At 63.1% G+C, this 21440-nt stretch carries 12 protein-coding genes; 5 read left to right on the top strand and 7 right to left on the bottom strand.

Annotated elements, in window-relative coordinates; genetic code table 11:
- Positions 1 to 10: 10 nt before the first annotated feature.
- Together dxs and LRG10_RS03840 are read right to left on the bottom strand one after the other, a co-directional pair.
- Positions 11 to 1879 carry a 1-deoxy-D-xylulose-5-phosphate synthase gene (gene dxs, locus LRG10_RS03845; RefSeq protein WP_370641495.1) on the bottom strand — a complete coding sequence of 623 codons (1869 nt, stop codon included), beginning with the start codon at positions 1877 to 1879 and terminating at the stop codon, positions 11 to 13.
- A gap of 76 nt (positions 1880 to 1955) precedes the next feature.
- Positions 1956 to 2861, bottom strand: coding sequence for a class I SAM-dependent methyltransferase (locus tag LRG10_RS03840; RefSeq protein ID WP_201169633.1), 906 nt, complete (start codon positions 2859 to 2861; stop codon positions 1956 to 1958).
- A gap of 435 nt (positions 2862 to 3296) precedes the next feature.
- Between LRG10_RS03840 and LRG10_RS13060 the strand changes: the two genes are divergently transcribed.
- From LRG10_RS13060 to LRG10_RS03830, 3 genes are all read left to right on the top strand, one after another.
- A complete protein-coding gene (locus LRG10_RS13060; protein WP_255772038.1) occupies positions 3297 to 3425 on the top strand; it encodes a hypothetical protein in 129 nt (42 codons plus the stop codon).
- Positions 3422 to 3676 (top strand): hypothetical protein, encoded by a 255-nt coding sequence (locus tag LRG10_RS03835; RefSeq protein WP_238634761.1) that lies wholly within the window; start codon positions 3422 to 3424, stop codon positions 3674 to 3676. The genes LRG10_RS13060 and LRG10_RS03835 overlap by 4 nt, the downstream gene beginning before the upstream one ends.
- Before the next feature lie 330 nt (positions 3677 to 4006).
- A complete protein-coding gene (locus LRG10_RS03830; RefSeq protein WP_238634760.1) occupies positions 4007 to 4684 on the top strand; it encodes an ankyrin repeat domain-containing protein in 678 nt (225 codons plus the stop codon).
- Positions 4685 to 5098: 414 nt separating this feature from the next.
- Here the strand turns inward: LRG10_RS03830 and LRG10_RS03825 are convergent, their stop codons facing one another.
- The 3 genes from LRG10_RS03825 to LRG10_RS03815 form a co-directional block, all read right to left on the bottom strand.
- Positions 5099 to 6121 (bottom strand): SIR2 family protein, encoded by a 1023-nt coding sequence (locus LRG10_RS03825; protein WP_238634759.1) that lies wholly within the window; start codon positions 6119 to 6121, stop codon positions 5099 to 5101.
- A 97-nt stretch (positions 6122 to 6218) separates the two neighbouring features.
- Entirely contained in the window at positions 6219 to 6746 is a 528-nt protein-coding gene (locus tag LRG10_RS03820; RefSeq protein WP_238634758.1) for a DUF4145 domain-containing protein, read from the bottom strand.
- Positions 6747 to 6998: 252 nt separating this feature from the next.
- A complete protein-coding gene (locus tag LRG10_RS03815) occupies positions 6999 to 10484 on the bottom strand; it encodes a DNA methyltransferase (protein WP_238634757.1) in 3486 nt (1161 codons plus the stop codon).
- A gap of 650 nt (positions 10485 to 11134) precedes the next feature.
- On the opposite strand from LRG10_RS03815, the gene LRG10_RS03810 reads away from it, so the two are divergent.
- Complete coding sequence (locus tag LRG10_RS03810) at positions 11135 to 11704, top strand: SH3 domain-containing protein (RefSeq protein ID WP_238634756.1); 570 nt, start codon at positions 11135 to 11137, stop codon at positions 11702 to 11704.
- A 26-nt stretch (positions 11705 to 11730) separates the two neighbouring features.
- Positions 11731 to 12237, top strand: a complete 507-nt coding sequence (locus tag LRG10_RS03805) for a hypothetical protein (protein WP_238634755.1) — start codon at positions 11731 to 11733, stop codon at positions 12235 to 12237.
- 220 nt (positions 12238 to 12457) lie between these two features.
- Here LRG10_RS03805 and LRG10_RS13210 read toward each other — a convergent pair whose 3' ends face one another.
- Complete coding sequence (locus LRG10_RS13210; protein ID WP_370645226.1) at positions 12458 to 20962, bottom strand: N-6 DNA methylase; 8505 nt, start codon at positions 20960 to 20962, stop codon at positions 12458 to 12460.
- Between the two features lie 266 nt (positions 20963 to 21228).
- Positions 21229 to 21417 (bottom strand): hypothetical protein, encoded by a 189-nt coding sequence (locus LRG10_RS13205; RefSeq protein ID WP_370645225.1) that lies wholly within the window; start codon positions 21415 to 21417, stop codon positions 21229 to 21231.
- Positions 21418 to 21440 lie beyond the last annotated feature (23 nt).

Raw genomic sequence — 21440 nt, 5'->3', positions numbered from 1 at the left:
CGCCTCCTTGCTACGATTGCTGGAGTAGCCCCTGCACCGTCCTGCGGACACCGTCGCGATCCAGACCGTGCTCGGCCAGGATGTCACCGCGCGCCCCATGATGCACGGGAGCGTCCGGCAGCCCCAGGTGGGTGACCGGGGTGTGCACGCCGGCACTCGACAGGCACTCGGCCACGCCACTGCCGGCCCCGCCGGCGATGACGTTCTCCTCCAGCGTCACCAGGTGCCGATGTTCGCCGGCGAGCCGGCGCAGCAGCGCCTCGTCCAGCGGCTTGACGAAGCGCATGTTCACCACCGTGACGTCGAGCTCCTCGCCCACCGCCTCGGCCACCGGCAGCAGGGCGCCGAAAGCGAGCAGGGCGACACCGCTGCCCCCCTCGCGGCGCACCTCGGCCCGGCCCACCGGCACTGGTTCCATGTCGTCGGGCAGTGCCACGCCGGGGCCGGTGCCGCGCGGGTAGCGCACCGCCGCGGCCCCGTCGAGGGTCAGCCCGGTGGCCAGCATCCGCCAACACTCGGCCTCATCGGCCGGCGCCATGACGGTGAGATCCGGGATGCAGCGCAGGTAGCTGAGGTCGTAGGTGCCCTGGTGGGTGGCGCCGTCGGCACCGACGATCCCGGCCCGATCCACGGCAAAGAGCACCGGCAGACGCTGCAGGGCGACGTCATGGATGACCTGATCGTAGGCGCGCTGCAGGAAAGTGGAATAGATGGCCACCACCGGCCGCGCGCCCTCGCAAGCCAATCCGGCGGCCAGGGTGACGGCGTGCTGCTCGGCGATGCCAACGTCGAAGTAGCGTTCAGGGAAACGCCGCGCGTACTCGACCAGACCGGAGCCCTCGCGCATCGCCGGGGTGATCGCCACCACGCGCTCGTCGGTGCAGGCGGCGCGACAGACCCAACGGCTGAACACATCGGTGTAATTGAGCTTGCTCGCCGCCCCCTTGGTCAGCCCGCGGGCCGGGTCGAAGCAGCTCACGCCGTGGTAGGAGATGGGGTCCTCTTCGGCCGGGGCGTAGCCCTTGCCCTTGCGGGTGACCACGTGCAGCAGCCGCGGTCCGGGCTGATCGCGCAGGTTGCGCAGCACGCGGACCAGCCCCTCGACGTTGTGCCCGTCCACCGGACCGAAGTAGTGGAAGCCCAGTTCCTCGAAGAGCGTAGCCGGCGCCAGCAGCCCCTTGACGTGACCCTCGGTGCGCCGCGCCAGCTCGTGGATCGGCGGAAGGTAGCGGAGCATGTCCCGCGCACCCCGGCGCAACTGCCCGGCCAGCGGCTCGGAGAGCAGCCGCGTGAGGTAGTTGGACAGGGCGCCGACGTTCTCCGAGATCGACATCTCGTTGTCGTTGAGCACGACCAGCAAATCGGCCTTCACGTCGCCGGCGTGGTTAAGCGCCTCGAGCGCCTCGCCGGCACTGAGGCCACCATCGCCGATGATCGCGGCGCAACGCCGGTGCTCGCCGCCAGCACGCTCGGCCAGCGCCATGCCGAGGGCAGCGCTGATGCTCGTCGAGGAGTGGCCCACCCCGAAGGCGTCGTAGGGGCTCTCGTCGCGGACGGGGAATCCGGCGGGACCGCCGGCCTGGCGGATGCGGGGCAACTGGCTGCGCCGGCCGGTGAGCACCTTGTGGGCGTAGCACTGGTGGCCCACGTCCCAGACCAGTCGGTCGCGGGGGGTATCCAGGGCGTAGTGAAGCGCGAGGGTCAGCTCCACGGCCCCGAGCCCGGCAGCGAGGTGCCCCCCGCTCTGCGAGACGCTCTCGACCAGATAGTCGCGCATCTCCTGGGCCACGGCCGGCAATCGCTCCAGCGGCAGGCGCCGCAGATCCTCCGGATCATCGATGGCCGACAGCAATACCTTGTCCTCGTCGTGCGTTCCCATGGTCATCGGGGCATGATAGCCGATTCAGGCGTGGCCTGGACCAGGGTCGGCGTCGAAGTGCCTCGCCCCCCACCCACTAGGGCCGGACGGCGCTGGCCAGGATGTAGTCCAACCCGGCGTAAAGCCGGTCCGCATCCATCCGCCGCGCCCAGCGCGCCGGCAGACGGGCCACCGGATGAATCCGCTCGAGAGTCTCCGGGTGCGCCCGCAGCCACGCGTGCAGCGGCGCGTACACCTGCTCGCGAATCGAGCGCACGTGCACGTCCACGAAGCCGGCCGCGGTCAGATACCCGGGATAAGCGAGCCGTGTGTAGCGGTTGGCCTCGGGGATGGCGAAACGGCTCGCCACCAGCCACCAGGACAGGCGCTGACGCAGCCGATCCACGGCACGCTTGGCCGGCGGCAGCGGGATGATGTCGGCGGTCACCAGACGTCCGCCGGGGCGCAGGACCCGATACGCCTCGGCAAAGAAATCCGCCCGGGTCTGGAAGTGGAAGGCCGACTCCAGGGCCACCACACAGTCCACCGACGCATCGGCCAGCGGCATGGCCGTGGCCGAGCCCTCGCAGAGCTCGATGCGTTCCTCTAGGCCGGCCTCGACCACCCGCTGCCGGGCCACGGCCACCTGGGAGGCGGTGATGTTCAGCCCGATGATCCGGGCCGGCTCGTGACTACGCACCCAGAGCAGGTCCTGATCGGCGAACCCGAAACCGACATCGAGGACGGTGTCCTCCGGACCGAAGCCGGCGGTATCGGCCACCAGCCGCGCCAGCGCAGCGCTGGCCGCATCCAGGTCGTCCTCCTCGGCCCAGTACCCCAGGTTCAGATAGAGTCCCTCGGCGGTGATCGCACCGGTGCCGAGCAGGTCGTAGACGGCCTGGGCATCGCGGCGCTGAAAGGGGTTGAATAGCCAGTCCAGATAGCCGAGCGCGCTCCCGGCGGGACCGCGGCGTTCGTCGGATGGGGCGGGGTGTGGGGACATACCAGGCTCACGGACGCGTGTATACCAGGATCATACTACGGAGCCTGGTAGCCGTTGGCGCCCCACTCCAGACAGGGAGATTCAGCGGTGGAAAGCGCAGATGGCCCTAATCCTCGCACGCCTCACCGCCGTCCCCGCGGTTTTGGCCATTTGCCGCTCGGGCCATTACTTGGGGATAAAACGGGGAGGACTCAGGTAAGGTATCTGGTGGCTATGGGTGGAGTCGAACCACCGACCTTCGCATTATGAGTGCGTTCCAGGGCCTTTTTTAATCAATTTCTTACGCTCCAGGTTGCTGATTTTACACGTTTTCGACAAACCCCGACCAGTCCCGACCAGTCGAACTGCTGCACTCTGCTGCAGCACCAGTGCAGCAGTGCAGCGACCCTCGCATCTGCCATACTTCCGAGGCTGCCCCCTCGCACGGAGAGCGCCGTGGAGTTCCTCGTCGTACTCGGGTTCATCATCTGGAATATGTGGGCCAACGAGAATCACCCCGGCCGGATGGCCGTCTGCAATATCATCACCCTGGCCTTGGTCTTCGGCCTGATGCTCGGCCTATGAACGAAGCCCATTGCCTGCTCGATGAAGGCATCGGCTGGCTGCTGACCGCCGCCACCGTCGCCCCGGCCTTTGCCGCGGGCCTGGCCACCTTCATGGGCCTCGATGCCCTGGGCAAGCGGCGACACGCCCTGACCCACCGGCACTACCTCTACCAGCTTGCCGGCATCGGCCTGGGCGTGTTCCTCGTCTTCCCCGTCGTCGGCTCGATCATCGGGAGCGCACTACGCGAATGGGCCTGCTCGACGCTCTAGCGACGGCCTGACTCCTCGCCGCGCTTACAAGCCCCGGTCGCTGATGGCGTGGCCTGCCGGTCACGCTCCAGCGCCATGCGCGCCCTAAGGACGTCGCACTTCGGACTGAAAGCGCCTTCCACACCCCACCTGGCGTGAATTCCCCCGGGATATAGTCCTGGGTAAACGGGGCCTAGGTTGGCCAGGGCGCGCCTATTGCCCTTCATCCACCGAGACGGTTCTGAATGCGGTAGGCTGAGCATACGAAGTCGACCCGGGGCATCTAGACTCTTTGGAGGCGCCCTTAACAACCACAATAACCTCGGAAGAAAGGAACCAAAGGAGGAGCACATGGGCCGTCTCCGTTCGCTCTGGATGATCATCGGCGGGTGCCTCCTAGCGCTGTCCATGCACGCAGCATTCGCGGCAGATCCGCAACAGCGCCTTTTCAAGGCCGCATGGGGAGGTACAGGTGACTTCGAAGACGCGATGGAAGCGCTCGAGGCAGGTGCTGATGTCAACGTGCTAGACGAGCACGGCTGGACCGCCCTTATGCGCGCCGCTGTTGGAAACAAGCCAGCCATGGCGGAGGCCCTGATTGCCCACGGCGCCGACGTTAATGCTCGGAGCCAGGACGGCGGCCTAACTGCTCTCATGCACGCCGCCTCTCACAACACCAGCCCGGCCATGGTCGAGACCCTGATCACTCACGGAGCCGACGTCAATGCTCGGTGTCGTTTAGGCTGGTCTGCGCTAATGTTCTCCGCCGCGTTCAGCGTCTCCACCATCGCCGAGGCCCTGCTCACCCACGGCGTAGAAGTCAATGCTCGGGATAGGGACGGCGCGACCGCCCTCATGTTAGCCGCCGAGTACAATGACCCACCTATGGTCACTACCTTGATCGAGCACGGTGCCAATCTTGGAGGACGTGACGATCAAGGAAAGACAGCGGCGGATCTGGCTGAGGAAAATGCCGCTGTGCGAGGTTCCGACGTCTACTGGCGCCTCCACGACGGGCGCTACGAGTAAAAACCAGGCAGACGGGGAAGTTTCCCGGACCCGCTCCGCCCGTCCCCTTTGCCCCACCGACCGCCTAGCGCGGCCGCTAGAGGGTTCCGAGGCACAACGGCGACGCGACCCAAATCTGTCTGCGGGTGCGGCCACCGACAGGTCGTGCCGCTGCGGCGCTACTGTTGTTCCGTAAAGTCACACGGCCAGCCAGCCACAATGCCGCAAGCCGCCGACACCCACACGATCCGCGAAGGGACCCAGGTCATGCGGCTCTTGACCAACATGCTGTGCCGTAGAGTTACACGGCTAGCCGGCTACCCTGACGCAAGCTGCTATTTCCACACGATGCTGGCAGGGGCTTTTTGAGCACCTGCTTGCTCCACCTCTCGTCCAATATACCGCTGCCGGGTTGCGTTTCCCCGCGCGCAGTCCTCAGAGCAGATCCACCAGCTCGGTCCACGAATCTAGCTCAATTATCGTAGTCTTATTGGTTAGCGCCCCGTGTAACACAGACATAAGCTTCCTGCGAGCCCTGGAATCGGGATTCACGATTATCAGGTGTGTTAAAGTTTTTCCGCCTTCTGCGGCCGCAACCCGAAGCAGTACTTGGCTCAACAAATCTGTGTTAGGAACGGAGTATCCCACGACCACAAGGATTGGCCCCGTCCGTAGACCGTTCCGGGCCTGCTTCCAGATCTCACCAAGTACGGTATCTTCCGAGATTCTCTTGTTCCACACTGGCGGCACCACTTCGTCTCTCGACCGCTCACCATCCTCGTAAGGGTCTCGCCTTAAAGATACGCCTCCGTCATTGTGGCGACGCCAATTTAGTGATCCATGAACTTTCAGGAGCCGTATCGATTTATTGGCGATACGACCCGGCCCGGAGTGGTCGCTCCAGTCTTCTGCGCCATCACGCACTTCAATACCATATCCTGTCGCTGCCGACCACTTTTTACCGGCGTGCGATTTTAGGGCGGAATCTATGATGCAGTCATAGTTATAGGAAATAATTGAATCTCCGGATCTTAGCGCAGACGCTAACTGCTTGTGGTATTCACATTCAACACTTCCGCCGGAGCAGATGCTGCGCAGCGCACGAAATGTACTTGCCAGATAGCCGGAGAAATTCTCTAGATGCTTTTCATATTGCTTTACTCGACGGCCCCGGTCCACCCTTAAGGTTGCATGGAACTCGTTGAGGGATTCGAGCTGCGTAAAGAACGGCTCCATCGCTAGACGTTCCGACACGCCGAATTCTTTACGGGCAAACTCAACAAGTTTGGATAGACCTCTACCTTCCGAGGTATTTTTAAGTCTATCAATCTGGTCGAAGAAATCGGTGTCTAGTGGACTCTGCGCCCATGTATCATGGAAGCATGATGCGCCGCGCGATGCGCCAGCCCCCAAAAGAACATTTGCCTGCTTCGTAATTCCGAGCTTGGTTAGCTTCAAAAAGCCTCCTTATGGCGCGACTCTTAGTCGAGATAACGAACTGCTGACCTGCAGCTTAGGATCAATGCGAGCATCTCCTTCGATGCGCAGCATCTTGTTATGTGCTTCGTTCCCTGCGTTTTGCATCTTGCTTTTCCGCAGAAACCCTCGGGTTTTCAGGGGTCTTCTGATACAGCTCCTCTATCTCTTTCGGCTCAGTAATAGATTTTTTTACTATGAAGTTGACGAGATCGAACAACTTTGAAGAGACATAGTCAAAGTCGTCCTCTGACATTTCCCCGGGATGCACAGCGTTATTTCCAGTAATTCTAACGGTATCCGCAACCCTTATCACCTCTGGAGGCAAAACATTATCCTCGGCGAGAGAGCGAATATCGTCGTTTATGTTTGCGCCATCCTTTCCAAGATGTTTGCAGAGTTTTTGTAAGCCTAGACGTAGCAATGCTGCGGCGCCTCTTGGTGATTTCGCGGATATTTTCGCGGCCTCTTCATAGTCGGCCCTTACGTCATCCGGCATATCCGGTGCTGGGAGGGGTGCAACACCAGTGTCCGGATATAGCATCACACCACGGGAAGGCACGGGGATACCACGTTCATTTTTTCTAGTTTCCATGATCCGCCACAAGGAACTCTCCCGGCAGTAAGAGCATTTCGCTTCAGAATAAGGCCGTGGAGAGTCATACCGGGAAAACTTATACCATTCCATGTGAGCGAACGTGCCACATATTGGGCAATGAAAAGAAGATTTTGTTATGTCCGGCTCAACATAATTCATATCACGCTCGCCCCTCTTTATTTACATATTCAATGGTGGCATATGCGGAATCGGGAAGACCCGGGGGTCCGCTGAGTCTTTATAACGCAGTAAGGGCCTCTTTTAAGTCTCCCACCACAAATCACCCTCATGGCTCGCCATACCGATAGCTTCCAGCGCCTCTAGGGCAGCCTGGACGGCCTTGCGAGGCCGGTGTGTATAGCGGGCCGCGATGCTGTCGGTCGTCTGAGGCCCTTCTGAGAGAGCCTGGCGAACCGCCCGGATGCGATCACCTGTGTTCTTCGGGAACGTCGGCTTCTTCCCGGCCGGCTCTGCGGCGGTAGAAACCGCGGCCAACTCGGTCTGCTCCGCCTCGTGCTCGCTGCTCTCACCCGTCTCGTCCCCCGCCTCGTGTGGCGCCTGAAACTCGGGACGCAGCCAGCGCACATGCCCGCGCGCCTCCTCAGCGGCACGCTGGGCGTTGAGGTCTACGAGCCGCTGCAGTAGCTCTTGCTCGGCTTCTTCTTGGTCCTCGGGCTTGTCTTGAAGCGGCGTGGTCCCACCGGGACGGCAGAGCAGCACGTCTGCGAGGTCGTCCCAGCCATAAGCCTCGAACACTGCCCGGTCGAGTTCATCGTGTAGCTCCGCAAGTACCGAGACCAGCCCCTGCTCGTGGATCGTGCGCTCCTTCTTCGTCAGCGTCTCCCCGGCCCGGATTTTCTCCAAGACGTTGTACATGTTCGTGAGCGTAAGCTCCGAGTGGTGCCTTTGGCGCTCCTTGCGGTGAGCATCGAGATGCTCGGCGAGGTCTGCGATCCGCTCAGCTAGGCTGTCGCCCACCTCGGGGAAGGGGAATGTATTGAAACAGCTGGAATGATTGTAGGTCGGATCGTTGCCCGCCCCGAGCCAGCTTCCCGATGCCAATGCCCAAGCAAAATGGATTCGGCTAGACAGCACACCCAGGTAGAATGGAGCATCAAGTGCTATGTTGACCAGTTTAGATTCTGGCAGGATTGAATGCTCTAAAAAAACAAAAAAGTGGTGCTTAGAGGTTCTTGTTTTAGATATGTAACGCGGGAGTCCCGCTACCATGCGTCGCCAGTCGATTCTAGGCTCACCGAAAACCCACCAGTAATTACGATAGACAGAGCGCTTGTTCTGGTCTCTCTCGGGTTTAACCCTCTCGAAAACATGCTGATAGATTGCGGGATACCGCTTACGGACGGTTTCAAGGTCAAGTCCATGGAGATCTATGACTTTTACACCACGCGGTATCTGTGAGACGTCTCGACCGTTCCTGAAATCGCGGATCACCCGGTCGGTCGGGTCCAGACTTTCTTTAGAAAGCTGACTTGCTTTATCCGGCTCTACGATAAAACCGGAACCGTGGAGCTTAACTCCCATGGCACTTAAACCCGTGTTCGAGGCAAGCGACCGAGCGGCCCCGACGTTGGCTCCAACGGAAAGAGTGGGGTATATAACGCCCTCTTTTTTTCTGAGCGCCACCGTAACTCCGTCATCGCCACTTCGGACTTCATCAGTAGGTGTCGCAAGCACACCTTCGTGATGACCGTGCTGTGCGACGCTCATCGCAATCCGCACGGCGGCGCCGTCATTGCTGTCCACCCAAGGGTGATCCGGTATCGCAAAAACCAGAGACAGTGGCTTCTTATTATCCTGTAAATGAGCTTCCAAAACTCTACGATTGAACGATTGCCGAAGGCTGTTGGTCGTAATGAACCCGAAGCGCCGCAGCTCTCCCGATCTCGCCTTCTCAGCAGCGATGTGCCACCAATATAGTACAAAATCCGCCGAATCTGGCACTAGACGCCTGAATACGCGTCGCACCGCATCGGTATAGCCGTCTCCGAGGGCACGGCGCATATTGGAAGGACCGAGGAACGGGGGGTTCCCGACTATAAAATCCGCCTCCGGCCAGTCCGCTCGTCGGGGATTAATGTAGTGGTAGACCTGAAGGCGCTGAGCCTCGTCAGGCACCAGCTCGCCTGTAGCCGGGTGCTCTTTGTACGAGCGACCATCCCATATTGTTATCGGCTTACCATCTTCGTCGAGTTGCGGCTCCACATCGTCGTACTCGATCAGCGCGTCCCGATGCTCGATGTTGTGAAACCGACGCAGGATAGGCTCCGGGAGATTGTCCACCCGGCCGTGGATGCGGTAGTGCCACTGCACATAGCCGATCCACAGCACCATTTCCGCAATGTGGGCTGCCCACGGATTGATCTCCAAACCGAGGAACTGGTGCGGGTCTACGGTCATGCCCTCGGCATCGAAACCCGTTTGCCCACCACGCAGCTCCGAGAGCAGCTCTAGGACCTCACCCTCCAGGCGTTTGAGGTGTTCCATGGCCACATAGAGGAAGTTGCCCGAGCCGCAAGCCGGGTCCAGCACGCGCGTCTCCAGCAGCCGACCGAAGAAGCATTCCACGGCGTCCCGGGCTTCCTTCTCCTTCCCCTGGGCAAGCAGCATCGCCGCCTGCGCCTGAGCATCGGCCCACTCCTCGCGTAGCGGCTCGACGACCGTCGGCAGGACCAGGCGTTCAACGTATGGCCGGGGCGTATAGTGAGCGCCGAGCTTATGCCGCTCCTTGGGGTCCAGGGCCCGCTCCAGCAACGTCCCGAAGATCGCTGGCTCCACCTCGGTCCAGTCGTGGGAGGCTGCGTTGATCAGAAGATCAAGCTGCTCTGTGTTGAGGGGGATGGGGTTGATCTCATCAAAGAGCCCCCCGTTGAACTGCGGGATTCGCACCAACCAACGAGACTCAAATCCACCATCACGCATCCGCTCCCAAAGAGCTCGCATCGCATCCGGGAACACCTCGGGGTTCTGGCGTACTTCCCGCAGCATTTCCTGGTAGCGGCCGTGCGGGATAAGGCCGATGTCCTCGGCGAACATCGTAAACATGGCCCGCATCAGGAATCGGGAGACGCGCTCAACCTCGTAGCCGCCCTGCTCTAGCGAGCGCGCAAGCTTTGCCAAGTCGTCGCTGATCTGCCGGGTAACACGCGCCGCGCGCTTGGACAGGTCGAGCGCGTCCGGGTCCAGCCAGACAAGCCGAAGGCGCTCGCGGACCTCTGGATCCCGAAGATCCTCTAGGCGGATTCTGTGTTGAGCTGGGCTGGGGTATGGGACGTAGTTGCCGCCGCTACGTGAGAACTCCGAGTAGCACTCGATGACCTGCCCCACATCGACCACCAGGATGAACGGTGGCCGACCTTCCCATGCTGGCAGCGCCCGAACGTAGCCCTGGGCTTGCTCAAACGCCCGCTTGAGGGCCTTGTCCCAGCCGGTGGTGTTCTCTCCGGCCCTGATCTTCTTCGATTCCAGAACGAAGCAGCCACGCCGGTAGAGATCCGCCCTCCGGTTGTGGACGGAACCATCTGGGCCGTGCTCATGCAGGCGCCGCTCAAAGACGTACTCGTTCTCCTCAGCGCGATCCCCGGCCGGATCCGGCTTCGGAAGATCTAGGACATCACACAGCTCGGTGAGAAAGAGTTGGGAGTTGGCTTGCTCGGTCCCGGCGACGCCGCTCCAACGGCTGATGAACTGCTCGACCGGGTGTTCCGTGTCTACTGCTTGCTCGGCCATCCTTGTCCTCGGGCGCAGAGTGCGAGTACGTTTCCCACGAGGCTTATCAGGGTACCATTTCGCCCCTCGGTAGCCGAGCGGCCCGGCCTTTCACTTGCCTTGATGGGAGTCAATCACGCTCGACATGCCACATAGGTCTATGCCTGACCCGGGCGACCACGCTGCCCGGTGGATCAAAAACGATTGGACCGGTCAGCAACACCGACCGCCGAGGGGGCTACCACCCGACGCCTTGGTTGAGGTCGAACTGCGCGACGGTGAGCGCGAGACCAACATCGCAACTCGCTTCGTCTGGAGCCACACCGGGAGCGAGGTCGACATCCTACGTTATCGTCACCTTATCACCTGAAAATGGATGGTCAGTTCGCTGGGCAGCGTGTACCCGCCTCGATGTCGCGCTCGTCGAGGCCAGACTCTCTTGGTTAGCTCGGTCGACTGTCTTGGATGTCACGGGAGACTGAGGTCCAGGCAGAGCGCTGGGACGCGATGACACAGGACGAGCATTTCCTCGAGCCTCATTTGGCCGCGATGGAGCTTCATTACCTCCCGTACCGGAGGGATCATCGACACCGCCTTGGTTTTCAAAATACTACTCATCTTCCGCGAGGGTAAATGCAGCGATGAAGGGATGTCTACAAGTAGTTGGCTGGATGGTCGTCGGATTATTTGCTTTAGCATTCTTTAGCAGCCTATTCGATGATGGCCACGAAAGAGAAACCCTATATTCACACGGTACGGTGAACATCAGGAGCGAACCAACGACAGACTCAGAAGTTGTCGCCCAACTTAGCGAGGGCGATCAGATTGAAGTGCAGTATGACGATGCCCAAGAGGGCTGGGCACGGCTAGTTGGGCATGAGAGTGAAGGATACGTTTTTACTGAGGTTCTTCACGATACCCGACCGGAAGGATGCCACGACAACTGGACGAAATGCAAAGACAATAAAGACCTTATAAACAATTACGCTGGAATCACTGACGCTCAAATTTCATGCGAGAGAGCCGCAAGTGAACTCGCCAAATATGGCGACCCAGATTTCCCTTTTATATCATTTGGCAGATTCAGGCAAGGCGATAATTACATAGAAGAAGGGGTCATAGAGCTGATCGAAAATGAAGCAAAAATGTCGAACGCTTTTGGTTCAATGTTAAGAGTTCGTATACATTGCTATTATGACCTAGAAACAGAGCAAGTGGTTGACATAGATATTATTCAATAAACCGCAAGCAGTGAAGGCGCTACGTCATGAACCCTGATTACTTTGGAGACTCCTATGACATCGTCAAGAAGTTTTTTGTCGAGAGATTGCACGGCATCGGATATAAGGTTTATGCAGATCCCATGCTAACTGGTGAATGGGAAGATGATGGTGCGGCGTTCCTGAAATTCATTGGGGTCAAACACGCTGAAGATGCACCGGAAGATGGGCGCGGCATTGCCCTGTTCATAGACCCAGACACTGGAGTCAACGAGAAAGGCAGCATTAAACACTGCCCAATCGGATATGCTGCGGATCAAGCAGGTAAATTTTCAATTGTTTTTGCGTTTGATCAGTCTTTCTCTCGCGCACATGAAACAGCTAGCAAGATGCAGGAAAAGCTTGCGCAGCTACGCGACATGGGAGTAAACGGATTTTACTACCACTCCCATGCACCATTCCTTTTTGCCGCGCGCGATCTTTCGCATCTATCACAGGCAAGAGAGTCTTTTATTAAATCCGGGATTCCAAAAAAGAGGTTCATTGGCCTGTAGAGTGCGGACAAGATGGCAGATCAACTATCCGCGGCGTCAAATGAAAACACAGGTATGCGCAGCGAGATCGCCTGTAAGCACTCACAATTCAAACGGGTGCTGAGGCCAACGGCAAGCGCGGCATAGGGATAGATAGAGCCTTCCACCCTATGACCTTAGGAGCGCGTTCCTTGGTAAGACCCACCACAGGGAACGAGGCAGACAAGGTAGCTCCAGTCCCTCAGCGCGGGGCAATTGCTGCGGCCGTACTGGACAGATGGTTCGTCTTTGCCTCAACACGCCTCACCGCCCGGTTATATGCCGGATAGCTGATTGCGTTCCGCTGGTAGTCACGTTCCAGCGCTCGACGTTCGGCGTGAAGCGCGCGCCGGCGCTGTTCGATCTCCATGCTCCGGAACCAGTAGCCGAGGTCCACATCGTGTCCCCGCGCCTTGATGCCGACGCCCGAGGCGAGCGACTGAGGGATGCTCGTTGGGCGGTCGAGGAGATCGCGCTCGCCGCGTAGCGCGGACATAAGCGAGGCATTGTGCCAGGAGCCTGGGATGTACGCCCCACTTGGCACGTAGGCACGCCACAGGAAGCCCATGCGGGCGTTGAGCCGGTCCCGCCAGTCCGAGGCGAGCGGGTCGTAGATTTCCTGCCCGGTGAAATTCTGCTTGTTGAGGTATAGCTCGAAGCCGATCTGGAGCGGGCCGCCCATCTGCAACCACGCCGGGACGCCGGTGACGCCCTGCTGGGTGTCGAAGACATCGCCGGCCGGCACCCAACGCATAATGTCGAGGTACATGGGGTTGTCGTACTGGTCGCGCCACGGCAACCGCACCATGCGGTTCCAGCCGATGTCCGTGAACGGGATTGAGGCCCAGGTCATGCCTTGGACCTCGGGGCGCATCGTGCGCCGCTCCTCGTCCTCGTCGCCGGGCTCCAGCTCGAAGGCAAGCAGGTTGGCCAGGTAACCGATAGTGATGTACTTGGCGAGCTTCCAGGGCCGGTGGGCGATGGCCGTGGCGATGGCCGGCGCCGCGCGGTAGGTGTAGCTGATAAACGGCAGCACACTCTGCCGGGCGGCGTTCACCCAGGGGGCGCGGATGTTGTAGTCGAGGAATTGCACCCGCGCCTGCCGGGCCGCCTCGGGCGCATCCATGCCCATGCCGCGCAGGCGCATGTATGTCCCCATGCGGAAAATCTCATCCTCGACCTGGTAGAAGTCCACCATGCGCCGGTCGGCCTTCTTCACCCCGTCCCACAGCCGGTAACCAAGCTGGGAGAGGAAGCGCACCCGGCCACCCATCGACTCCTCACCGCGCCGGGCCTCGGCCAGCATCTCATCGACGATGGGCGCGAGCACATCGCGCTGGATCTCCTGGTGGACGAAGGTGCCGCCGAAGGCGCCATGCTCACGCGCCTCCTGGTACATGGGCCCCTTGTGCGCGAACTCCCGGATCCCCGCGGCAAGGTCACGCACGCGCACGTCGATCAGGTCCATGAGCCCGAGGTTCGACATCACGTTGTTGACGTGGACCACCGGGGACCGCGCGGTCTTCATAAGCTTCCAGTGGGTCAACAACTTACGCCACGTCCCCGGCGTCTGCATGATGTCGAGTTCGTTCAGGTCGCGCCAGATTTCCGGGCGGACGTACATGCCGGCCAGATCGCCCCACTTGAACGCCCGGGCGCCCTTGGCCACCCGGGTCTCGGGCACCCGCACCCAATCGACGCCCACAAACGTCGAGAGCCGCCGCGCCTCCTCGGCGTTGACGATCTCCGGCGCCTCGCCGGTCTCGGTGGTCGGCTCCATGGTGGCCCAATCCGGGTTCTTGGCGATGTCGGAGAAGAACCGGGCGCTGGAAATATCGTGCGCGAGAAGCTGGAAGCTCTTGATGAGGTTGTAGCGCACGTCGAGCACCTGGCCCATGTCCTCGCGCTCGGCGCGGGTGAAGTCGCGGCGGAGGATCAGCTTCTCGCCCCGGGTACCGGCCACCTCGAAGGTGCCGCGGTTCTCCCAGGTGTCAAAGCGCGCCGGAAGCTCCCGGTCGGCGGGCCAGAACACGCGCTCGCGCACGCGGCGCTGGGCCAGCTGCGCCGGGTCCATGCCGGTGAGCGGGTCCATGCCCTCGGGCGTGTACTCCAGGCGGTCGAGCATGACCCACTCGGTGCCGACCAGGTGGGTGTCGGCCTGGCCGGGACGCAGCTTCCGCCCCCACCAGTCGCGGGGCACGTTGCGAAGCAGCCGCTCGGTGGTGACCTCCTCCTTGAGCCCGCGCATCCGCAGCGAGTCGCCGCCGATCTTCTTGCGGTGTTTGCGCTGCGCCTGGTGCATCCACTTCGGAAGCCCCGAGAGTTCCGCCTCGTGCTTCTGGTAGCTGCGGTGCAGCCAGTCGGTGATCGCGCTATCGGCCTTCATCAGCCCAAGCTCGATCATCTGCCCGGTCAGGTCATCCAGGGCGGCACGGATCGGCACCGAGAGCGATTCCAGCGCCTCGGTCGGCACCTCGCCCTCATCGAGTACGCGCTGGAGCACCAGGCGCTCCTCGCGGCTGAGGTCGGCCTTCTGGATCTGCTCGACCAGCCCCTCCATCTGCCCGAGGATCCGCCGGCTCTCCGACTCCCGGGCGGCATCGCGCTGGATGAACGACTCGGGCACGCCGTAGCGGTCGATGAGCCCGGCCCGGGCCCGCTCCACCAGCGGGTGCAGCCAGCGCCCGAACGTGCCCTCCGGGTCCACGGTGCGCTCATGGAGCGTCTTGCGGATCTGCTCGGTCAGTTGCACACCCGGGCGGAAGCGGCCGTACTCATCCGTGCTGCCGGTCAGGTCGAACACCGCGCTGAACATGCGATCCACCGGGGCGCCCTTGCGGATGCCCTCGCTAACCTGGCGCTGCCGGTCCAACGCCTCGGTGCCCTCCTGGCCGCGGCGGGCAAAGGCCGCCTCGCCGGCCATCTGATCCGGCGTCTGCGCCTCCAGGGAGCGATGGGCCCGGCGCAACAGGGCCCGCAGGTCCGCGTCGTTGAGTCGGATGGTCAGCCCGAGCCCGCGCAGCCACTCGCGCAGTGCCGCCACCGCCCGCTCGATGATGCCGGCGTGGGTGCCGTCCTCGGCCATCTGCGCCAGGCGCTCCTCGGCGATGATCGCCCGGTGCGTGGCGTTCTGCGGATCGAAGGTGCCCGGCTGGAAGTAGCTGTCGATGATCGCCTGATTGCCCTTCACGCCGCCGGTGGCCGCCCACACCTGATTGAGCACCGGGCGGATCCCGGTGCCGAGAAGGTTGCGCAGCCCGTAGTGGCCGACCGCCTCGTGCAGCAAGGTCCGCTCCAGGGCTTGGGCGCTGTCGTGGCGATCCGCCACCAGGTAGATCACCCCTCGGTAGTAGACCCCGCGCATGTCCTCCAGGGCCCCGGCCTGCTCGGCCAGCGCGTGGATGTCGGCGGGCAGATCGCGCACGCTCTGCACCGTCTCCAGGCGCGGGCCGTTCCACCCGGCACTGACCGTGGCAACGTGGCGCCGGGCCTGCTCAACCGGGAGCCCTTGCCCCAGGGTCGAGGACCGCTTGAGGCTCGGCCCCTCGGCCCAATCGCGCAGCGCACCCAGGTCCACGCCTTCCATCTCGTGCCCAAGCGCCATGTCATCGACGCGCAGGCGAACATCGCCCGGTGTGCCGCGCTCGACCATCTCGGTGGCCATGCGCCGGATCTGCGCCCGCCCACGGCCATAGGGCGCCAGGGCCGGCGAGCCGCTGATCCGCACCTCGTGCGCATCGCCGTAGCGGACGTAGCGTAGGGTGTCGTCGGCCTCGTAGGCGTCCATGTCCACCACGATGTTGCTGTGGTGCCAGTCCACCGCGTCGCCCTGGCGCTGCGTGTAGTGCTCCGACGGGCCTTGCCGCGGGACCATGCCGATCCAGGGATCGTGGTAGGGGCCGCGGGCATACCGCTCCTCGCTGCCGCCGGCCTCGCCGCCTTCCTGGCTTTCGCGGGCGAGTTCCGCCTCCAGGGCCCGCACCTGGCCTTGCAGGTCTTCCAGGCGCTCGGCGCCGTCGTACTCCTGACTCAGACGGCTCTCGTACTCCCGAACCTCCTGCTCGGCCTCGGTGATGCGCTTTCGGTGGTGCTCGATCTCCGACTCGAACCCGCGAAGCTGGTGCTCAAGCGACTGGATCAGGCCCCGGGCCGAGCCGGTCACGCGCACGTCGGCCGAGTAGTCGCCGGCACGCTTGAGCCCCACGTCGGCGAACCGCTCGTGGGTGCCCCACACCGTCGCCATGATGTCGAAGCCGCCGATCTCGCCGATCTTCTTCGGCGGCGCCATGCCCTGCCCCTGCTTTAACTCCTCGATGCGCTGGAGCATCGCCTGGCCGGCCTCCAAGCGGTCGGTGAACGCCTGATCGCCGATCTTGGCGGTGAACGCCTCGCCGCTGGTGTCCTGGCGCTGGGCGATGTCCTGCTCGATGCGCGGGATCCGGTTCTCCGAGGCTTGGCGGCTCATCTGTGCGCGGTTGATCCGCTGACGGATCACCGACTGCTCGCGCTGGTGCGCCGCCTTGCGCCGCTGCTCACGCTCAAGGTTCTGGCGCAGTTCGGTGAGCTGCATGATCCGCGGGTCGGCCGTCGAGAGCGCCTTGGCCTGCTCGTACTGGCTGGCTTCGCCCAGGTCATCCATGTCGCGCAGCGTCGGGTCGCCGCGGAAGAAGCCTTCGATGAAGCGCGCCTTGCGCTCCATCATCTGCCACATGGTCGAGTCGTAGGTGCCCTTGGTCGAGTAGTCGTGAATCTCGATCTCGGGGTTCATGTTGCCCTGGCGCAGAATCCGGCCGTTGCGCTGCTCGTCGTCGGCCGGGTACCAAAGCGGGTCGAGGTTATGGACCGCGTAGAGCCGGCGCTGGGCGTTGACGCCGGTGCTCATCTTGGCCGTCGAGCCGATGAGCACGCGGACCTTGCCCTCGTTCACGTCGTTGAACAGCCGTTGCCGTGCGGCGTGGGTCTTGTAGTCGCGGATGTCGGCAATCTCTGAGCGCGGCACCCCGCGGCGGGCCAGTTCGGCGCGGATGTAGTTCGGCACCGAGAAGCCCCGTGTGCCCGAGAGCCCGAGGTTGGCAAAGATCATCTGCGTGGCCGGGCCAGCGTCCACCGGGGTCTCGCTGTAGCCATCGGCACGCGGCTCGTAGAACGGCTGCGCGCTCGTGCGCCGGTGGATCTCGGCCACGTTGTCGATGAGCATGTTGAGCTTGCTGCCCGGGTCTTCGCTCACCTCGCGGTCGGCCAAACGCATGTCGATGGCGGCATGGCGCCCATCGTTGATGACCGAGAGCATGATGTCGTCGCCAGGCTCCGGCGGGCCCTTGCGCCGCTCGATGGCCTCCATCCGCGCGGCCAGCTTCGCCTGATACTCGACCAGCGCCTCCGAGCGTTCGGCCAGGTTCATCTGCCGCTTGCCCCCGCGCAACCGGGGCCGGGTGACGTACTCGCCAAGCTGCTGGCTGGTCACCACGTCCATGTTCTGGCGAACCATGTTCGACAGTTCCGGGACGTTGACGAACTTGGCAAAGCGCGTCACCGACTTGTAGTTGCCGGCGGCGTCTTGCTCGAGGTCCGTGACCGTATCGCCAAAGGCGCCGGCCCAGGCGTCGAAGTGCGACAGCCCGCGCGCCTCCAACTCCTGCGGCTGGAGGTAGCGGCTGATCGTGTAGAGCTCGGCCATGGTGTTGGTCACGGCCGTCCCCGAGGCCAGCACGAGGTTCTGCCCCGGGTTCACCCGCTCCAGGTGGCGGCTCTTGGCGTACAGATCCCACGACGCCTTCGAGCCCTCGGGGCTGACCCCCTTCACGCCGGACATCTTCGTGGCGAAGTCCAGCTTGCGGAAGTAGTGGGCCTCGTCCACGAACAGAAAATCCACCCCCATCTCCTCGAAGGTGAATACCTGGTCCGTGGCCTTCTCCGCCTTGCCGGTAAGCCGCTGCTCCAGGCGCTCGATCTGCTTCTGCAACCGGGAGCGCGTGATGCGGTTCTCGGCATCCTTGTCCATCTGCTCAAGCAGTTCGCGGTAGTCGTCGATCTGCTGCTGGATCAGACCGTCCTGGAACTCGTTGCTGACCGGGATCATCCCGAACGCCGAGTGGGTGATGATGATGGCGTCCAGGTCCTCGCTCGCCACGTTGGCGATGAACTGCTTGCGCCGGCTGGTGTGAAAGCGCCGCTCATCTGCCACGGCAATGCGTGCCGTGGGGTACTGCTCATAGAACTCCTTGGTGAACTGCGCGAGCATGTGATTCGGGACCACGTACATGGGCTTGTTCACCAGCCCGAGCCGGCGCATTTCCATCCCCGAGCCGATCATCGCCGAGGTCTTTCCGGCGCCAACGCCGTGCGCCATGTATGTGTTGCCCGACTGGATGATCCGCGCGATCACCCGCTTCTGATGCGGGCGCCACTGCCAAGCGGACGAGACGCCCAGCGTGGTCAGGTAGGAGCCGTCGTACTCGCGCACGACCGTCGAGTTGAACTGCTCGTTGTAGATTTCGGCCAGTTCCGCGGCCCGGCCCTCGTCCTCCCAGGCCCAGGTCGAGAACTTCTCCTTGATCGTCTTGAGCTTGTCCTGTGCAGCCTGCGTGGCCTCGGTATCGACCCAGGTGGTCCGGGTGCCGTCAGCGAGCTTTTCCGAGCGGGTGACCTGTGGCGTGCGCCGGTTCAGTGCGTGCTCGATCAGCTCGGTGGCCGACAGGTCCGCCGTGCCCCACTCGGCGGTGGACGCCGCCGATCCCTTATCCCCACTGACCTCCCAATAGGCGAGCTTCGGCGTATAGCGCGCGGTGAGCGTGCGAAGCCCTAACCCATCGGTGGCGAACCGCTCCACGATTGCCTCGGGGATCCACGGGGCGCCCAGGGTGGCGCTGATCTCCGAAGGCGTTAGATCGACCGGCTGCACCGCCTCCAGGGCGGTGACGTTGCGCTCGAACTCGGGGTTCTTCTCCGCCGCCGCCTCGGCGCGGCGCAGCTTCTCGCGCACGTTGCCCGAGAGGTACGCATCGCGCAGGACGTAGGTGTCTTCGGTGCCGGGGAGCTTGTAGATGCTCTCGCCCAACTCCTCGATTGCCTGCGTCTGCGACTTGCCCGAGAGCGCGGCGATCTCTGGGATGTCGAGCCGGCCCTTGCGGTTGAGGACATGGAGCATCGCGTCGTTGACCGAGCGGATCTCGGGCGCGCGCTCGCGGGTGATGATGTTCTCGAAGAAAACATCGCTCTTGCCCGACTCTCCGGTTTCCTCGCTGTAGACCTCGATGGCGCGCAGGCGGTAGCTCTCGGGGTCATCCATGAACGGGTCGATGTTCTCCCGCTTCTCGATGACCAGATCCTCCATGGCAGCCGGGTCGAAGCTGCCCTCATCGAAGCTGCGCCCCTCCCGCTCGGCCTGCTCGCGGGCGGTCTTGCGAGCGGCGGCGACCTTGGTCAGCGATGCCCCCTCGGCAATCAGCCCCGAGGCGTCGAAGTCACCCTCGCGCCAGATCTCCCCGGCATACCGGGCTTCTTCGCGTGCCTCCGCGCGGGCCGCCTCCTGCTGAACGATGGTCGGGCGCCGGAACTGGCGTTCGAGCTTGTTGATCGGCCCGAACCGCTCCACGAAGGCGTCGTAGGCTTCGTTGAGCCGCGCCCGGGCGACCTTAGCGTTATCCGCCTGCCCGGCCAGATCCGCGGCGTAGACCGCGCGCAAGGCATCACGGATGGGGACCAGGCCACGGATGCGCTCGATATGCCCCTTGGCAATGCCCGCCTGCCCCTTGCCGCGGGCCTGCACCGGCACGCCGACACCATCGCGCACCTGCATCAGCCGCTCGCCGTCGAAGTAGAACGAGCCGTCCTTCTTCTGATCGGTGCCGAAGTCGATCTCCGCCCGCTCGTCCTGGGTCACCCCCTCGGCCATGACGTTCTCGGGGAACTGCTCGATGGCCCGCGCCAGGGCCTTGTCGAGCGGCTGGCCCTTGACCCCGCGCACGGCGTAGCGATTCTCGTAGAGCGGGTCAAAGAAGCCCTGCTCGCCGAGCACCATCTCCGGGTTCTCGGCGAAGTAGCGGCTCATCCGCCCGGTGATCGACTGCCCCTGTTTGTTCGGGAGAGTGACCTCAACCGTCTCCGTCCAGCTACGATCCCCAGCCGGCTCCCCCTCCAGGCGCTTGCGCAGCACCACGATGTCGGTGGTGACCGAGGTGTGGGCGGTCTTCTCGAAAGCGGCACCCGGCAGACGGATCGCGCCCACCAGATCGGCCCGATCAGCCAGGTACTCGCGGGCGCTGGCGTCGGCCTTGTTCATGGTCCCGGCCGACGTGACGAAGGCCAGGAGCCCGCCGGGGCGCACCGCATCGAGGGACTTGGCAAAGAAGTAATCGTGCAGGAGGAACCCTTGCGGGTATCGGGAATCGCTGCGGATGGGGATGTCGGCAAACGGCGGGTTGCCGATCACCAGATCGAAGGTATCCCGCGGCAAGGGGGCCCGGGTGAAGTCGTCCTGGCGCACGCCCCAGCGCGGGTAGAGCGCCCGGGCGATGCGCGCGGTGATGTGATCGAGTTCCAGGCCGGCGTAGTGCGTGCGCGCCGCCACGTCGGCGGGCATGGTGGCGGGGAAGTTGCCCACGCCCATGCCCGGCTCGAACACCTGGCCGCCGTCGAACCCGAGCCGACGGACCAGATCCCACATGCCCCGGGTGACCGTCTCCGATGTGTAGTGGGCGTACTGCAAGCTGCGCTCGGCGGTGCGGTACTCGGTATCGCTCAGTAGCTCGCGCAGTCGGGTGCCGATGTCCCGATAGCCCTTGGCGTACTCGCCCTGGGCGTCCGGGAACGCACCCTTGAGCCCGCCCCAGCCGATGTAGCGGGCAAGCTGCGTCTGCTCCTCCGGTGTGGCCGGCCGACCCTCGGCCTCAAGGGCCTGGATCAGTTCGATGGCGCGCAGGTTATCCCGCGCCTTCTGCTTCGGGCCGCGGGTTTCCTCGAGCCCGCCGGGCTCTACGGTAAAGTTCTGTGGATCTCGTCCGGGTCGCTCTCGAAGTCGATGAACGTCTCGCGCACGATCTCCTCGGCCTCCCGCCTGTGGGGCTGTTTCACCACCCCGTTCGGGAGCTTCGGCGCGTTGGCGGTCAGTTCCCGGTACATTTGGTACGCCTGCTTGGTCACTTCCTGGAGGTGTTCCTCCATCTTCCCGGAGCGCATCAGCTCGC

The sequence above is a fragment of the Halorhodospira sp. 9628 genome (assembly GCF_022228075.1).
Classification (GTDB): Bacteria; Pseudomonadota; Gammaproteobacteria; order Nitrococcales; family Halorhodospiraceae; genus Halorhodospira; species Halorhodospira halophila_A.
The sequence above is the reverse complement of the archived record's forward strand: the minus strand, read 5'-3'. Positions and strand labels throughout refer to the sequence as shown.

What these genes read in the sequence shown, in the direction of transcription:
- LRG10_RS03805 (WP_238634755.1), top strand. Translation starts at nt 11,731, where the DNA reads ATGAACCCTGATTACTTTGGAGACTCCTATGACATCGTCAAGAAGTTT.
- LRG10_RS03835 (WP_238634761.1), top strand. Translation starts at nt 3,422, where the DNA reads ATGAACGAAGCCCATTGCCTGCTCGATGAAGGCATCGGCTGGCTGCTG.
- LRG10_RS03840 (WP_201169633.1), bottom strand. Translation starts at nt 2,861, where the DNA reads ATGTCCCCACACCCCGCCCCATCCGACGAACGCCGCGGTCCCGCCGGG.
- LRG10_RS13205 (WP_370645225.1), bottom strand. Translation starts at nt 21,417, where the DNA reads ATGGAGGAACACCTCCAGGAAGTGACCAAGCAGGCGTACCAAATGTAC.
- LRG10_RS03815 (WP_238634757.1), bottom strand. Translation starts at nt 10,484, where the DNA reads ATGGCCGAGCAAGCAGTAGACACGGAACACCCGGTCGAGCAGTTCATC.
- LRG10_RS03810 (WP_238634756.1), top strand. Translation starts at nt 11,135, where the DNA reads ATGGTCGTCGGATTATTTGCTTTAGCATTCTTTAGCAGCCTATTCGAT.
- LRG10_RS03830 (WP_238634760.1), top strand. Translation starts at nt 4,007, where the DNA reads ATGGGCCGTCTCCGTTCGCTCTGGATGATCATCGGCGGGTGCCTCCTA.
- dxs (WP_370641495.1), bottom strand. Translation starts at nt 1,879, where the DNA reads ATGGGAACGCACGACGAGGACAAGGTATTGCTGTCGGCCATCGATGAT.